General features: G+C 36.1%; 16 protein-coding genes and 1 other annotated feature. Of the genes, 11 read left to right on the forward strand and 5 right to left on the reverse strand.

Annotation, left to right across the window (positions count from 1 at the left end):
* The first annotated feature begins 20 nt into the window (after positions 1–20).
* The 3 genes from ACEPSS_RS05740 (at position 21) to ACEPSS_RS05750 (ending at position 4,545) form a co-directional block, all read left to right on the forward strand.
* Positions 21–1,376 carry a glucose-6-phosphate isomerase gene (locus ACEPSS_RS05740; RefSeq protein ID WP_395318203.1) on the forward strand — a complete coding sequence of 452 codons (1,356 nt, stop codon included), beginning with the start codon at positions 21–23 and terminating at the stop codon, positions 1,374–1,376.
* 83 nt (positions 1,377–1,459) lie between these two features.
* Positions 1,460–3,154: a glycoside hydrolase family 13 protein gene (locus tag ACEPSS_RS05745; protein WP_395318205.1), complete on the forward strand. Its 1,695-nt coding sequence runs from the start codon at positions 1,460–1,462 to the stop codon at positions 3,152–3,154.
* 59 nt (positions 3,155–3,213) lie between these two features.
* A complete protein-coding gene (locus tag ACEPSS_RS05750) occupies positions 3,214–4,545 on the forward strand; it encodes a replication-associated recombination protein A (protein WP_395320506.1) in 1,332 nt (443 codons plus the stop codon).
* Positions 4,546–4,585: 40 nt separating this feature from the next.
* Here the strand turns inward: ACEPSS_RS05750 and ACEPSS_RS05755 are convergent, their stop codons facing one another.
* Together ACEPSS_RS05755 and ACEPSS_RS05760 are read right to left on the reverse strand one after the other, a co-directional pair.
* On the reverse strand, positions 4,586–4,693 hold the full coding sequence (locus ACEPSS_RS05755) for a putative metal homeostasis protein (RefSeq protein ID WP_395318207.1): 108 nt from the start codon (positions 4,691–4,693) through the stop codon (positions 4,586–4,588).
* A 25-nt stretch (positions 4,694–4,718) separates the two neighbouring features.
* Positions 4,719–4,904: a type Z 30S ribosomal protein S14 gene (locus tag ACEPSS_RS05760; RefSeq protein ID WP_014081872.1), complete on the reverse strand. Its 186-nt coding sequence runs from the start codon at positions 4,902–4,904 to the stop codon at positions 4,719–4,721.
* A gap of 212 nt (positions 4,905–5,116) precedes the next feature.
* Here ACEPSS_RS05760 and ACEPSS_RS05765 point away from each other — a divergent pair, with 212 nt between their 5' ends.
* Positions 5,117–6,244: an NlpC/P60 family protein gene (locus ACEPSS_RS05765; RefSeq protein WP_395318209.1), complete on the forward strand. Its 1,128-nt coding sequence runs from the start codon at positions 5,117–5,119 to the stop codon at positions 6,242–6,244.
* 62 nt (positions 6,245–6,306) lie between these two features.
* On the opposite strand, the gene ACEPSS_RS05770 is transcribed toward ACEPSS_RS05765, so the two are convergent.
* Positions 6,307–6,636: a MazG nucleotide pyrophosphohydrolase domain-containing protein gene (locus ACEPSS_RS05770; RefSeq protein ID WP_395318211.1), complete on the reverse strand. Its 330-nt coding sequence runs from the start codon at positions 6,634–6,636 to the stop codon at positions 6,307–6,309.
* A 53-nt stretch (positions 6,637–6,689) separates the two neighbouring features.
* Complete coding sequence (locus ACEPSS_RS05775; protein WP_395318213.1) at positions 6,690–7,631, reverse strand: dihydroorotate oxidase; 942 nt, start codon at positions 7,629–7,631, stop codon at positions 6,690–6,692.
* Between the two features lie 364 nt (positions 7,632–7,995).
* Here ACEPSS_RS05775 and ACEPSS_RS05780 point away from each other — a divergent pair, with 364 nt between their 5' ends.
* The 6 genes from ACEPSS_RS05780 (at position 7,996) to ACEPSS_RS05805 (ending at position 14,607) form a co-directional block, all read left to right on the forward strand.
* On the forward strand, positions 7,996–8,940 hold the full coding sequence (locus ACEPSS_RS05780; protein ID WP_395318215.1) for an aspartate carbamoyltransferase catalytic subunit: 945 nt from the start codon (positions 7,996–7,998) through the stop codon (positions 8,938–8,940).
* Positions 8,941–8,942: 2 nt separating this feature from the next.
* Entirely contained in the window at positions 8,943–10,217 is a 1,275-nt protein-coding gene (locus ACEPSS_RS05785; protein ID WP_395318217.1) for a dihydroorotase, read from the forward strand.
* Between the two features lie 90 nt (positions 10,218–10,307).
* On the forward strand, positions 10,308–11,162 hold the full coding sequence (locus ACEPSS_RS05790) for a DNA/RNA non-specific endonuclease (RefSeq protein ID WP_395318219.1): 855 nt from the start codon (positions 10,308–10,310) through the stop codon (positions 11,160–11,162).
* 46 nt (positions 11,163–11,208) lie between these two features.
* Positions 11,209–11,436: a binding site (T-box leader), on the forward strand.
* 161 nt (positions 11,437–11,597) lie between these two features.
* Complete coding sequence (gene brnQ, locus ACEPSS_RS05795; RefSeq protein WP_395318221.1) at positions 11,598–12,941, forward strand: branched-chain amino acid transport system II carrier protein; 1,344 nt, start codon at positions 11,598–11,600, stop codon at positions 12,939–12,941.
* Between the two features lie 95 nt (positions 12,942–13,036).
* A complete protein-coding gene (locus tag ACEPSS_RS05800; protein ID WP_395318223.1) occupies positions 13,037–13,978 on the forward strand; it encodes a DMT family transporter in 942 nt (313 codons plus the stop codon).
* A gap of 101 nt (positions 13,979–14,079) precedes the next feature.
* Positions 14,080–14,607, forward strand: a complete 528-nt coding sequence (locus ACEPSS_RS05805; RefSeq protein ID WP_395318225.1) for a GNAT family N-acetyltransferase — start codon at positions 14,080–14,082, stop codon at positions 14,605–14,607.
* Positions 14,608–14,869: 262 nt separating this feature from the next.
* On the opposite strand, the gene ACEPSS_RS05810 is transcribed toward ACEPSS_RS05805, so the two are convergent.
* Positions 14,870–15,913 (reverse strand): lactonase family protein, encoded by a 1,044-nt coding sequence (locus ACEPSS_RS05810; protein WP_395318226.1) that lies wholly within the window; start codon positions 15,911–15,913, stop codon positions 14,870–14,872.
* Between the two features lie 222 nt (positions 15,914–16,135).
* On the opposite strand from ACEPSS_RS05810, the gene ACEPSS_RS05815 reads away from it, so the two are divergent.
* Positions 16,136–16,381: a hypothetical protein gene (locus ACEPSS_RS05815; RefSeq protein ID WP_395318227.1), complete on the forward strand. Its 246-nt coding sequence runs from the start codon at positions 16,136–16,138 to the stop codon at positions 16,379–16,381.
* Positions 16,382–16,479 lie beyond the last annotated feature (98 nt).

Below are 16,479 nucleotides of genomic sequence, written 5' to 3' on the forward strand. Positions count from 1 at the left end.
TTTTAGGAGAATGATAGATAATGGCTTATATTAAATTTGATGATTCAAAAGTAAGCAAATTTGTACACGAAAACGAAGTTCCAGAAATGCAAGCAATGGTTAATGCTGCTAATACTGAATTACGTGAAGGTACTGGTGCCGGTGCTGATTTTCGCGATTGGATTAATTTGCCAAGCGATTATAATAAAGAAGAATTTGCACGGATTAAAGCAGCTGCTAAAAAAATCCAAAGTGATTCAGAAGTATTAGTTGTCATTGGAATTGGTGGCTCATACCTAGGTGCTAAAGCAGCAATCGACTTTTTACAAGGTGACTTTTACAATGCTAAATCAAAAGCAGAACGTAAGGGTGGCGTCCAAGTTGTTTTTGCTGGAAACTCTTTAAGTGCCTCATACTTACATGAACTTGAAGGATTTATCGGCGATAAAGATTTTTCCGTTAATATCATTTCTAAATCAGGTACTACTACGGAACCATCAATTGCCTTTCGAATTTTCAAAGAAAAATTAATTAAGAAATATGGCAAAGAAGAAGCTAATCGACGGATTTATGCTACAACGGATGCTAAACGCGGTGCTTTACGGACCGAAGTTGAAGCAGAAGGTTACGAATCATTTATCATTCCTGATGGAGTTGGTGGACGTTTCTCTGTTTTAACTCCCGTGGGATTACTTCCCATTGCGGCAACAGGGGCAGATCTTGATCAATTAATGAAAGGTGCCGAAGATGCATCTAAAGATTATGTTGACCCAGATTTAGCTAACAACGATGCATACCGTTATGCTGCTATTCGTAACATTTTATACCGTAAAGGATATGTTACTGAACTATGTGAAAACTATGAACCAAATCTTCGGATGTTTTCTGAATGGTGGAAGCAATTAATGGGTGAATCAGAAGGTAAAGACCAAAAGGGAATTTACCCATCTTCAGCTAACTTCACTACTGACTTACACTCATTAGGCCAATACATTCAAGAAGGTTTACGGAATCTCTTTGAAACAGTGATTAAGGTTAAACAACCACCTTACAACGTTGAAATTCCGATGGATAAAGAAAATCTTGATGGTTTGAATTATCTTAAAGGTCAATCAATGAATGAAGTTAATGACAAAGCCTATGAAGGGGTTGTCTTAGCTCATAACGATGGTGGTGTACCCGTGATGACTGTGGAAGTTCCTGATGAATCTGAATACAGTTTGGGTTACCTAATCTACTTCTTTGAAATTGCAGTTGGAATTTCTGGTTACTTAAATGGAATTAATCCCTTTAATCAACCAGGAGTTGAAGCATACAAGAAAAATATGTTTGCTTTACTTGGAAAACCAGGTTTTGAAGAATTAGCAGAAAAATTAAACAAAGAATTAGATAAATAATATTTTGTTAAAAGAGGTCTTCTAGCATTGCTAGAAAGCCTCTTTTATGTTTGACTAGAATAAAAAGAAACTGAGGTGTAGATATGACAACCAAAAAAGCAGAATGGTGGAAAGATGAGATTTTTTACCAAATTTATCCCCGTTCCTTTCAAGATAGTAATGGCGACGGAGTTGGTGACTTACAGGGAATCATTTCTCGTCTAGATTACTTACAAGACTTAGGCATTACTACGATTTGGCTTTCACCAATTTATAAATCCCCAATGTACGACATGGGCTATGATGTAGCTGATTATGAAGCGATTGATCCAATTTTTGGAACCATGGCTGATTTTGATGAGCTCTTAGCAGAAGCTAACAAGCGTCACATTAAAATCATCATGGATTTAGTGGTTAATCACACATCTAACCAACATGAATGGTTTAAACAAGCACTTGCAGATCCAAAGAGTAAGTATCGTGATTATTACATTTTTAAACATTCTGATGACGGTAAAGTTCCTAACAACTGGCGTTCAATTTTTGGTGGATCGACTTGGGAACCAGTTCCTAATGAACCGGGAACGTACTATTTTAATAGTTTCTCTCCCCAACAACCAGATTTGAATTGGGAAAATCCTCAATTGCGCCAAGTCATTTATAAGATGATTAACTGGTGGTTAGAAAAAGGAGTAGCTGGTTTTCGCATTGATGCAATTAATTTTTTGAAAAAGGATCAAGATTGGTCATCATTACCACCGGATGCAAAAGATGGCTTGGTTTCGGTGATTCATAAGGGACAAAATCGGCCCGGCTTAGAAAAATTTCTAGCAGAACTAAAAAAGGCTACCTTTGATAAATACGATGCTGTCACCATTGGGGAAGCCTACGGACTAAAACCTTCTGAATTGAAACGACTAGTCGGTAAACATGGATATTTCTCCATGATTTTTGATTTTAGCTATATGAATATTGATATCAATGACGGTGATGAGTGGTTTAGAGGGCAAAATGACTGGTCCGTTTCAGATTTACGCGAATTAATATTTGATAGCCAAAGGGGCATCAAGGAGGCTGATGGTTGGTTTGCTAATGTTTTAGAAAATCATGATCAACCTCGAGTACTCTCTAAATTAATTAAAAAAGCTGAAAATCGAACTCCTAAAGCTGCAAAAGCATTAGCCGTGATGTATTTCTTTTTACCTGGTGATCCTTTTATTTATCAAGGCCAGGAAATTGGAATGAAGAATTTTACACGTGCTAGCATTAATGAGTTTAATGATATTAGTTCTTTAAATAACTATCAATTAGAGCTCGATGAGGGTTTTACTCCTGAAGAAGCCTTAAAAAATGTCAATTTAAAGTCTAGGGATAATGCCCGCACTCCTATGCAATGGGATGGTAGCAGTAAAGCAGGTTTTACAACTGGAACGCCATGGCTTGCATTAGGAAATGATCGTAAGGGAATTAATGTAGCGGATGAGTTGAAAGATCCTAACTCGGTACTTAATTTTTATCAACCAATGATTAAATTTAGACAAGCTCCAAAAATTAAACCCTTGATGATTAATGGTGATCTTCAAGCAATCGCTAATGAAGCTGAACAGGTAATTGCTTATGAAATGAGATACGAAAACCATTTCGTTACGGTTTTGGTAAACTTAACCGATCAAGAAGTTTCACTTGAAAAAACCTATGCTGGTGAACTTGCGTTGAGTAATGAAAATGGTGTAGAATTGGGTAAACAAACACACGTTCGCAATTTAAATGCTTATCAAGCAGTCGTTTTATACAATTAAAAAATAAGACTGGAAAATGAATTTGTTTTCCAGTCTTATTTATATAGGAGGTGAAGATGATGGAACAAGAATCATTATTTAAAAATCAAGAAAATAAACAGGGTATTCCTTTAGCAAGTCGAGTTCGTCCGACAACTTTAGATGAATTTATTGGACAACAACAAATCATTGGAAAAGGGACCATTCTTAGGAATTTGATTGAACATGATCAAATTGCTTCTTTAATTTTATGGGGACCACCTGGAACCGGGAAGACGACCTTGGCCCAAATCATTGCACACGAAACCGATGCTAATTTTATTAGTGTTAGTGCGGTGGGGACAAGTATTACAAAAGTACGTAAAATTATGCAAGAAGCAGCCGAAAATAAGAAAATCGGGTTGAAAACAATCGTATTCGTTGATGAAATTCATCGTTTTAATAAAGCACAACAAGATTCGTTCTTACCGTATGTCGAAAATGGAAGCATCATTTTAATTGGGGCAACGACGGAAAACCCATCCTTTGAAATTAACTCTGCTTTATTATCGCGGAGTAAAGTCTTTGTTTTAAAAAGTTTAACTGCTGATGAAATTGTTGAACTGTTGAAGCAAGCAATTCATAGTCCGAAAGGTTATGGGGATTTAGAAGTTGAGATTAGTGATGATAATCTCATGGCAATTGCAGAATTTGCGAATGGAGATGCCCGATCAGCTTTAAATACTTTAGAAATGGCCGTTGAAAATGGAAAACAAGACGGTAAAAAAGTAATTATTACGCTCGAAGATTTACAACAGTTAATTACGCGAAAATCACTTTTGTATGATAAAAAAGGGGAAGAACACTATAATATCATCTCAGCTGTGCATAAATCATTGCGCAATAGTGATGTAGACTCAGCGGTTTATTGGGTAACTAGAATGTTAGATGGTGGGGAAGATCCAATGTTCATTATGCGACGGTTAGTTCGCTTTGCCAGTGAAGACGTTGGATTAGCAGATCCACAAGCTTTAAATGTCTGCATTAACGCGACTGAAGCTGTAAAACTAATTGGTATGCCCGATTGTGATGATGCTGTGATTGAAGCAACCGTTTATTTGGCATTAGCACCAAAATCAAATGCCATCGATAAGGCTGCTCAAAAAGCCGTAGCAGATGTCAAAAAATACGGTAATTTACCAGTCCCATTACAAATTAGAAACGCTCCGACTAAGTTAATGAAAAATCTTAATTATGGAAAGGGCTATAAAATGGCCCAACGTGAAAAAGATAAGTTAACTACTATGAAAACCAATCCACCTGAAATTGCTGGACACGAATATTACGAACCTTCCGAGCAAGGGAAAGAAAGCATTTTCAAGCAACGCCTTGATTATTTAAAACAATGGCATCAAGAACATGATTCAAAATAAAAGCAGCCAATCAGATTTACTGATGAGCTGCTTTTTTGCACTATTTAGTTGCTTTATTTTTTTTAATTACACGTAATGCTCGACTTTTAGTCCGTTTGTTCGGACTTTTAAGCATTCGGTAGGCGGTTGCAAGAGTCATTTCTTTCATGATTGTTCCTCCATTGAATTAAAGCTTACCAACTAGCTTTTTTCATACCAGGAATTTGTCCTTTATGGGCTAATTGGCGAAGACAAATACGACAAAGATGGAATTTTTGATATACGGCACGTGGACGACCACAACGTTCACAACGAGTGTAGTTCTGCACTGCAAACTTTGCCGGATGTTTACTTTTTTCAACTAGTGATTTTTTAGCCATGCGTTCCTCCTTTCTTAATAAAGTTCTCAATCATATTCTAAGGCCATTGGTCAACTAAAGTCAAATGAATAGATTGTGAAAAATGTTTCATTTTGATTACAATTTCATCAAAAATAAAAATCAATTGCCTTTTTAGACTCTTCAGATGTTAAAATTCAGTTAGTTGTTAAATAACTAACTAAAACTAAAATTAAAAATGGAGATAATAAATTATGAATAAAGTACATTATAAAATGTTTAAAGCAGGTAAAAAATGGATGGTTGCTGGAATTGTTACTGCAGCAATGAGTACAGGTGCTTTCTTTGTAACTTCAATTAATGCTAATGCTGATGTAGTATCAAATGCATCTAGTTATACAGGTACCCCATATTCATACGGTGGGACTGATAATAGTGGAATTGATTGTTCTGCTTTAGTTCAAAATGCATATGCTGCAGATGGGGTTACTTTACCAAGAACTTCTGGTGCCCAATACAGTGCTACAACTCCAATCTCAGCAGCTGATGCACAACCTGGTGATTTAGTTTTCTTCGGTAACCAAGGTTCTGATCACGTTGGTATTTATTCTGGTAACGGAAACATGATTAATGCCGAAACAGTTGATGGAGTTACTTCACGCCAAGTTTCAGTTATGGAAAAATACTTAGGCGCAGCTACGTATGGACGGGTTAACGGTGGTACCCAAGCTGCAAGTGTTAACGCAAATGTAGCAGCTGATACCTCAGCAAGTGACAATACTAATTCTGCTGATACTACTGATCAAAATAATGCACCAGTAGCAAACACTGACGAAACTGACACTAAAATTTTAGCTCCTGCTCCTAAAGCTGATGATCAAACTGCTGAAACTACAACAACTGATGCAAATTCAGCAACTGCAGAAACTCCTGTTCAAGCAACTCCAGACCAAGCATCAACTGATAAAGATGAAGCTACTTTAACTGATGCTAGCCAAGCAAAGACTACAGAAACACCAACAACTGATGCTAGTACTGATAATACTCAAGCTGCTCCAGTAGCTGATGCTGCCGCTACAAATCAAACAGCTACTACTAATGCAACTCCAGATCAAGCATTAAATAATAACGCTGTAGCTAACGCAACTGATGCCAACAATTCAGCTGCAAATCAAACTGCTGTTAAAAATGATAACGTCGTTACTTTAAGTGCCCCAGCTAAACCTGCTACTGATACAACTGTTGCTCCAGCAGCTACTTCAAATAAAAAAGCTGCTTTACCCGCAACTGGTGTAAAGGATAACTCATTCCTATCAATCATTGGTTTAGTTTTAGTTAGCTTTGTTGCTATGTTTGGAATCAAACTTCGTAAAAACAACTAATAATTAAATAATTGAATAAAAAAAGGCGAGCGGTACTCGTCTTTTTTGCTATGAAAAATTTATTATTCAGATAAATTAAAGCGGGCTTTGATTTTAGCTTCACTTTGTTTAATTAAAACTTGAGGATCAATGTCATACTTATCAGCAATAATTAAAATTTGGTCTAAACAATCTGCAAGTTCTTCGCGTAAGTTATATTGTAATTCCGTTTCAGTTTTATTGGCTTCACCTGGGTGATCACGGCCTAATTCAATGCTACGTACGGCCCGATTTAATTCCCCAACTTCTTCAGAAAGAAAATTTAACCGAATGAGCGTAGAGTAGTTATACCAATCTCGGTCTTTGTAAAAATTTACGAGCCACTTTTGATGTGCTTTTAATGATTTTTCCATCTTAAATCCTCCTAAATAAAAAAGAACCTATCTAGGCTCTTAAATGATGCTTATTATCCTTGATATTCTTTTAATTTACCACGAAAGTCACTTAGTTTGGTGTAACCCTTTGCTTTCATGATGGCTTTTAATTCATTATCTAAACGTTCAAAAACAGCTGGACCTTCCTTAGCCAAAATAGTACCAATTTCAACAATATCAGCACCACAAAGAATTAATTCAAAGGCATCTTTTCCGGTTGTTACACCACCAGTACCAATAATTTTAATTTCTGGATTTAAACGTTGACGAAAAGCGCGAACGTTGGCTAATGCAACTGGTTTAATGTAAGTTCCACCAATTCCACCAAAGCCTCCTTTGGGTTTGATGACAACTGATTCGGTCTCAGCATCAACTACTAATCCATTACCAACGCTATTAATGGCATTAATGTAAGTTAGTGGGTATTTGTTCAAAATGGCAGCAACTGCATCATATTGTTGAAGATCAAAGTAAGGAGGGAGTTTTAAACCAAGTGGCTTCGTGAAAAATTCGAAAACGGCAGCTAAAGTATCTTCAATGGCATCGTAATCATAACCAACTTGGGGTTTTCCAATCACGTTAGGACAAGAGAGGTTTAATTCAGTTAAACCGTTAAAATTACTAGCTTGAACCTTTTTTAGGGCTTTTAAATTATCATCCATGGAAGTTCCAGAGATAGATAAATCGATGGGTTTATTTGTTTTTGTTTCTGCAATGTAATTAAGATAATAGTCTAATCCTTGGTTAGGAAGTCCCATTGAGTTAATACTACCAAGTTCGGTATTATAGTAACGGGGAAGGGGATTACCTGGACGTGAAGCGAGAGTGGCGCTTTTAGTAGTTACTCCACCAGCTTGTGACGCAAGAATTTCATCCATTTCTTTCGCTGTTTCATCATAAACCCCAGCAGCATTAATAAATGGGTTTTCGTATTTTTCGTTGCCAATGGTAGCTGAAATAGAAATATCTGACATAATAAACTCCTTTAAATAGAAAAATCACAATTACGACAAAGTTCAGAGAAAAGGTAGTCGAAATTGTGATTTTTAATTTATAAATTATCGAGGACATCTTCTGGCTTCTCTGAACCAAATTAAGATTAATTTTCTTAATCATAAGCAAGTTATTTTGAAAAGTCAACCTAAAGTAATATTTGACTTTTGGTATCAGATTGGCTAAAGTTATTATCAATAAAGAAAGCATGCTTTAAGTCAATCCAGAGAGGTTGATAAGTTAACTTGGTAATGTTGAATTTAAACGAGACATGCTACGTTAATGGTGGCATGTCTTTTATTTATGCAATTTTCTTTTAATAGATAATAATCTAGGAGGACGAACATGGCATTTAAAAGTCAACATGATTTAGTAACCGTCGCTGATATGAGTGAGGCCGAAGTCTTACATAAAATTAAACTTGCACAACTATTTAAGGCAGGTAAGAAAGTAACTTTAAATCGTCCAGTCTATGCAATGAATTTATTCTTTGAAAATAGCACCAGAACGCATACGAGTTTTGAGATGGCTGAACGTCGCTTAGGCATGCAGGTTTTACAATTTGATGCCAATGCCAGTTCTGTAACTAAAGGTGAAACGCTTGAAGATACAGTTAAAACGATTCAAGCGATTGGAGTTGATTTGGCGGTGATTCGTCATTCCAAAAATGAATATTATAATGAATTATTACAACAAAAATTAGAAATTAGTATTGCCAATGCAGGTGACGGAAGCGGCCAACATCCATCCCAATCTTTATTAGATATGATGACGATTTATGAAGAATTTGGGACTTTTAAGGGAATTAACGTTGCCATTATTGGTGATTTAAATCATTCCCGGGTGGCCCGTTCTAATATGGAGCTTTTAACTAGTTTAGGGGCACAGGTTACTTTTGCTGGTCCAAATCAATGGTATGGGGAAAAATTTGCGAAATACGGTCCCCATTTAACGGTTGATGAAGTTGCTAAAAATGCAGATGTAGTAATGCTCTTGAGAGTGCAAAAGGAACGATTAGGGGACGAGTTAACTAAATTTGATGAAGCCGCTTATCACCGACAATACGGATTAACCAAAGCCCGTTATGCAACTATGAAAGCTAATGCAATCATTATGCATCCAGCTCCAGTAAATCGGGGAGTCGAAATTGACTCTGATTTGGTTGAAAGTGACAAATCACGCATTTTTCGGCAAATGGAAAACGGAATGTATATGAGGATGGCAATTTTAACAGATATTATGGTTGCTAAAGGAATTATCAACGAAGCTGACATTTTAGGAGTAGATTAAAGATGAAAATTTTAATTAAAAATGCCGATCTTTTTCAAGACGGCGAAATAAATGCGTCTCAAGATTTATTAATTGAAGATGGAAAAATTGCACAAATTGCTCCTAAGATTACGCTTCCAGCAGATCGAGTGATTGAAGCCCACGGAAAAACCATCTTACCAGGACTAGTTGATGTACACGTTCACTTTCGTGATCCCGGGCAAACTCAAAAAGAAACAATTGAAACTGGAAGTGAAGCCTCTGCCCATGGTGGCTACACTACCGTTTGTGCGATGCCAAACGTGACTCCGGTACCTAATACTCCTGAATTATTAAAGAAGATGGTGTCTGATAACCAGCAAAAAGGGGTTATTAAAGTTGAACAATACGCACCCGTTACCTATGAAGAAAAAACAGAACAATTAGTTGATTTTGCGGCGATGAAGGCAGCTGGGGCAATTGGATTTAGTAATGATGGCTTTGGAATTCAAACAGCTAAAACGATGTATGATGCAATGGTTGGAATCGAAAAAACCGGACTACCTTTAGCTGCTCATGTGGAAGACCATGCTTTAATGGATGGTGGGGTAATGAATGCTGGTGCCGCAGCTGATCGACTTGGAATGAAAGGGGCTTTAGACGTTGCCGAAACTAGCCAACTTGCCCGCGATCTTGAATTGGCCCGGGTAACGGGTGTGCACTACCATGTTTGCCACGTCTCTAAAGCTCGTAGTGTTGAATTGATTCGGCGTGCTAAAGCTGATGGAGTAAATGTGACTGCAGAAGTTTCTCCTCATCATTTATTACTAGATGATTCGATGATTAAGGCTGATAATCCGATGTTTAAGATGAATCCGCCATTGCGTGATAAAAATGATTGTAAAGCGTTATTAGAAGGTCTTTTAGATGGCACCATTGATATGATTGCCACTGATCATGCTCCTCACACTGACGAAGACAAAGGTGAGTCGTTTATTCATTCTGCTTTTGGAATTACAGGAATTGAAACAGCGTTTCCGTTGTTATACACGCGTTTAGTTAAAACTGGAAAAATTAGTTTGGTACAACTAATTAAGTGGATGAGCAGTAATCCAACTTCAATTTTTAAGCTTAATGATGATAATCAGATTAAAATCGGAAATTTAGCCAATTTTGCAATCTGGGATTTGGTTAATTCCCGTCAAATTAATGAAGCAGAAATGCGCTCTAAAGGAAACAATACTCCCTTTATTGGTGATACAGTGATTGCTGAAAATAAAATGACCTTCTGTGAAGGTAAAATTGTTTTTGAAGCATAAGGTAAAAAAGTCTGGAAACAGGCTTTTTTATTTTGGCTTTTATTGCTAAAATAGAAACATACGTTCGCACACATTAGAGGAGTGTCCTAGATGAAAACTATAAAATGTATTACAGCAACCATGGTAGTTGCAGCACTTACTTTCGTTGGAACTTTTCCAACTGGTGAAGCAGCAGTTAATCCTAAACAAACTGGGACATATACCGAATTAGCCAGTGAAAATTACCAATCTGGAGCAGAGGCCTATGAAACCTTGAACAGTGATCAGCCTGAAACCATTCAGCCGAGTGATTATAAACAAAATAAAATTGACTATTCTAATTTAGATCAATTAAATCGAGCGGGAACCGCCACCGCATATTTGACAAAAAATAACTTAGGTAAATCAAGCGGGCGGGCTGCTCAAGTTTTTAAACCCACGGGCTGGAATAATCAACCCAAAAAGATTAATGGAGAGCGAGTTTTTCCCGTTAATCGGGGACATTTAATTGCTTATACGTGTACGTTTAATCTTAACCGTGATGGCAATTATCAACGGGGAGCGAAGGGGTCAATTGATAATCCGAAAAATTTAATTACGCAATCAGCCTTTTCTAATCAAAAAGTAATGCAAATTACGGAGGAAATGGTGCGCAATGCTTTAGAAGAAAATAAAAAAGTTATTTATCAGGTAACCCCGGTTTATCAAGATATGGATTTAATGGCCAAAGGGGTCTGGGTTGAAGCTACGAGTACCGATGGATCCATGCACTTTAATCGTTATTTATATAATGTTCAGCCAGGAATTGCATTTGATTACGGAACTGGTCGATCAACTGTTGATACCTCAATGTCAGTGCCAACTCCCGTAAATTATGCCAGTTATCATCCGAAAAAAATTAACAAGTGGCACACTAATTATGATCATAAAAACTACCATGTGAAAAAACATTTTGAATTTAAATAAAAGATTGACATCCCTTTATTTATCATTTAGACTATTAAACAATAAATAAAAGACGAAGCGTAGAAGAGTAATTTGAAAATTAGTTTCAGCGAGTTCCCAGTTGGTGCGAAGGGAATAATGATTTTTAAATGAAGGTAATCTACAAGTTGCAAAGGCGAATTTGAGTTTTTGCTGGGAGTGCCCATTATTGCACTTAAGTATAATGATTATACTTTTTGAGCCGATTAGAAATGATCGGGAAAATAGGTGGTAACACGTGTAAAACGTCCTTGGTTTTTAACCAGGGACGTTTTTTAATACCAACTAAAAGAGTTTTATACTTAGTGAGTTAATATTTGTGAAAATATTAAGAATAAAGGTGGTACCACGCACAGTCGTCCTTAGCTAAATTAGCTAAGGATTTTTTTATTTTAAAATTGATAGGAGTGTTTAATTATGATTAAGCAAAATAAACTAGGACGAAAACAGTACTTAATTTTGGCTTCATTATTGTTCGGCTTATTTTTTGGGGCGGGAAATTTAATTTTTCCGATTCATTTAGGTCAATTATCGGGACCGAATTGGCTACCGGCTACGATTGGCTTTATTTTATCGGCAATTTGTTTACCGTTATTCTCAATTTTAGCTTTAAGTATTACTAAAAGTAAAAGTATGTATGATTTAGCTGCTCCAGCAGGTAAAGGTTTTGCAATTATGTTTTTGGTATTAACCCATGCTTCGTTGGGATTACTAATTGCCTCACCCCGGACCGCTACCGTTACCTATTCTATGGGAGTACAACCATTTATTCCTAAAAGCTTTAATGGACCGGCTTTATTAATTTTTTCCTTTATTTTCTTTGCAGTTGCCTTATTATTAGCATTTAACGAACAAAGTGTAACGCGAAACGTTGGTAAAGTATTAAATCCAATTTTTATTATTTTGATGATTTTCTTATTTTTCGTTGCCTTTTGTTTATACGGTGATATTCGTGGATTACCTTTAATGCCCAAACCCGGTGACGGAACGACATCATTCGTTACTGGTTTTCTTGAAGGGTATAACACAATGGACGCCTTAGCTGGATTAGGGTTTGGGGTTACCATTATTACCGCAATTGAAGTATTTGAGAAGCGAACCAAACAAAAATCACTTGCAATTGCTAAAGTAGGTGGTTTAACCATGGGGTTTGAAGCCTTAATTTATGCTTTCTTAATTGCGCTTGGTGCAGGAAGCCTAAACTTTACCAAGGTATCAGCCGATGGTGGAGTTGCCTTTACTGAAATCATGAAACACTACACGGGAATTGCTGGGGCAGCCATTTTAGCGGCCTTAACTTTACTGGCTTGTTTAACAACTGCAATTGGACTTTTAACGTCACTGTCGCAAGATTTAAGTAAACGGTTCCCACAGTTTGGTTACCGAAAAATTTTAACGGGGGCAACGATTATTTCCTTTGCAATTGCTAACTTTGGGCTTGAAAAAATTATTCTTTATTCAGCACCCATGCTTAGTTTTCTTTATCCTTTGGCAATTTCTCTAATTTTATTGGGGATGTTAACTCCGATTTTAGGAATTAAGCCCACCATTTACAAAACGACCATTGGCATTGTTATGATTCCCTCAATCTTAGATTTAATCCATAACTTACCACCAGAAATTGTAGCTTTTAAACCATTTACTTTAATCAATGAATTAGGAATGCAATTTATTCCAATGTTCAAAATTGGATTAGATTTTCTACCATTTATGCTAATTGGTTTAATTGCCGGAATTGTCTTAGAAAAGATCAAACAATAAACTTGTTCCCCATGTTAGCAAATGCTACATGAACGCTTGTTGTAATTCGAATTGAGCTTTATATTAATTACAACAGATTAGAGGGGGAAGAATAAATGGCTTCAACAAAGAAAATGAGCAATGCCATGAAAGGCATGCTTTTAGCAATTTTTGCATCATCATCTTGGGGATTTTCAGGAACTTTGCAGCAGTTTGTTTCCCAAGAAAATGAAATTCCTGCCGGTTGGTTCTTATCGGCCCGGACAACTTTCACTGGGATTATTTTATTATGCTTATGTGCCATTATTTATAAAGGCCGAATCTTTGATGTTTTTAAAAGTTGGCGTTCGGTTGCTTGGTTAGTTGCCTACGGATTGTTTGGCTTAGCTGCTAATATGGGAAGTTTTTACATTGCCATTCAGCAAGGTGGAGCTAATGGAGCAAGCACCGCCACTATTTTACAATATTTAGCTCCGTTATTTATTGTAATTGGGGCCCTTGTTTTTCAACATAAGTTACCAAACAAAATCGATTTATTAGTGTTTATAATTGCTTTAGCTGGGGTTTTTCTTTCCGTTACCAAGGGTAATTTAAATGAGCTATCAATTCCAATGATTTCCTTACTAATGGGGATTCTTTCAGGGGTTACTGCAGCTGGATACGTTGTTTTACCAAAAGAAATTGGTAAAAATAATCCACCATTAATTATCCTTGCTTGGGGAACTTTAATTGCTAGTCTTACCTTTAATTTAAATCAACCAGTTTGGACAGGAGTTCCCCATTTAACTACTGGTGGAATTTTAGGAATTGCTGGAATTATTTTCTTTGGGACTATTATCACTTTTCCCACGATTATTTACGCAACTCGATTTGCGACCTCTTCATCAATTAGTTTAATTGATGCGATTCAACCGGTAATCACTTTTGTAATTAGTATTTTCTGGTTCCACGCTAGTTTAAATGCCGTTGAATTAATTGGAGCTGCCTTGATTATTATTGCCATTTATATTTTGCAATATAGTCAAAGACACTTAGCTTCAGATGAATTACTTAACTAAAAATGCCATTCAAAGACATCACTTCCAAGTGGTGTTTTTGTTGTTTATTGGGCTTTGTAGGGCTATACTAATTAAAATTTAATTAGAATAGGGTGATTAGATTGCATCAAATTATGGTAAATAAGGATTTAGCTTTACAGGTACCAAATGCAGATAGTGATGTTGCTGAAGTTTATCGATTAGTTGATCATTCTAGAAAAACGCTTGCCAAATGGTTACCATGGGCTTTAACTGAAACAATGGAAATTCAGCGAGCCTTTTTAGCGCAAAATATAGTTGATTTTAAAGCTCGAAAAGCAGTTTGTTTTGGAATCAGGTACAAGCATCATTACGCTGGCTTAATTTCTTTTAACACCATCGATTATAATTTACGGCATGCTGAAATTGGCTACTGGCTAGCAGATGAATACGTTGGCCACGGGATTATGCATCAGTCCTTGTTAGCTTTAGTGGACTATGGATTTACTGAATTAAGCTTAAAAAAACTGATTTTAAAAATTGCTGTCGATAACCATCGGAGTAATCAGGTAGCGATAAACTCTGGTTTTAGGCTAAATCGAGTGATAAAGAACGGACTAGAATTAAATGACGGTTTTCATGATGAGAATGAATGGATTTTATTAAATTAAGCATAACTAAAAAAAGATTTATCTCGAGTAATTCGAAATAAATCTTTTTTCAACTTGTTAGTGAAGATTTTTATAAATTAAGTAAATCCCAAAAGATAATAAGACTGCCACTAAAATTATCCAAAAATAAGTAATAAACAAACTAAGAATGAATAAATAATAATGATGCCTACTAATGAACTACAACAATCACTGCGTAAAAACGAAATGATGCCCCAAATTAATAAGATGAACAACAGTAAAATAGTTATCATGAATTTAATTAAACCCGACGCATAACGCAGGTACCTTCCGGAACTTCAAAATCTTTTTGAAGTAGCTTTAATTTACCAGTTTCAGTGTCACGTTCATAAAGAGTTGCGGTGTCACTATTTTGGTTAACGGCAATTAACATTGATTGATCAGCATTAAAATTAAAATCACGAGGGAATTCACCTTCAGTAGAAATTAGTTGGACTTTTTGAAGATTACCATCGGCAAGAATTTTGAAGACCACAATCGAATCATTACCACGATTAGAAATATAAACGAAGCGATGATCAGCTGAAAGCTTGATTGCAGCAGCACCATTGTGAGCCGTCCAATCACTAGGAATCGTTGATTGACTTTGAGATAGGGTAAGCTTGGCAGTTTTCGGGTTATAGTCAAGCACGGCAACCATACTGCTCAATTCACCAACTAAGTAGCCCTTGTTGGTTTCTGGATTAAATTCGATATTTCGTGGTCCAAATCCGGGAATTGTATTAAACTCACTAACTTCAGTAAGTTTACCATCATCAGCAACATCATAAATGTTAACTTTATCCGTTCCTAAGTCACAAACAACCAAACGATTATCGGGTGTCAAGTTAGCATAGTGGGGATGGGCTCCGTCAGCTTGTTCTGGTTTGGGACCAACTTCACCAATGCTTTGGACCCGATCAGCAATCTTTAAAGTTCCATCAGGTTGAATCTTGTATACCGATACATAACCCATGTGATAGTTAGCAGTGTAAACTAATTGACGTGCCTTATCGATGGAAACATAAGCATCTGAAGTACCAGTTTCAATATTTTCTTGCAGCAATTTTGCTGGAAGTTGGTTCATATCAAAAACGGCCACTCCGCCACGCAAATCGGGGTTATCCATGTTACGATCAACAGCGTACAACATGTGTTGCTCTGATTCTGCTAAGTAGGTAGGGCTTTCAATTTTAGCAACTAAATGAGCATTTTGCAGTTGCTTCTTGTCATTATCAAGTTCAATTTGATAAACTCCATCACTATTATTAATGGTATATGTTCCGATTAAAAATTTTTCAATCATTATTTTAGACCTCTTTGTTTTATATGAATACGTTTTCAGTATGCTAGATTTGATGATGATTTGCAATTAGAAAGACTCTAAAAGCGGGGAGTTTTAGGCGACCGAATTCACCAGATATAATTTAATTCGGAAAATATTTATTGAAATAAATGCATTTCTAATTTAATTTTTAGCTTTGAATGATATAATAAGCATAATACAAATATGGAGGCTTTATTTATTATGAAAGAATTTACAACTGATGGTGCAAAATTAGAAAAGAAATTAGAAGAGGTTTTAAAAGATCCTCGTGTACAAGAAGAATTATTAAACTCTGCTGGTCACAAAGACAATACTAGTGTAGAACATGAACTAATGAACTTCGCTAAAAATGAAACTAAAAAAACTGATATGTACAAAGTTGAATTAAAACAAGGTCGTTTTGACATTTACAACGAAACTGCACATAGCCGCGTATTTTTTGAATAATTAAAACGAGTCCTGTCTAACAAGATGGGACTTTTTAATTATCAACAAACGTTGAGTTAATATAGACAGTTGTTAAATCATAGTTTAATATATATATA

Source organism: Fructilactobacillus frigidiflavus (assembly GCF_044054575.1).
Classification (GTDB): domain Bacteria; phylum Bacillota; class Bacilli; order Lactobacillales; family Lactobacillaceae; genus Fructilactobacillus; species Fructilactobacillus frigidiflavus.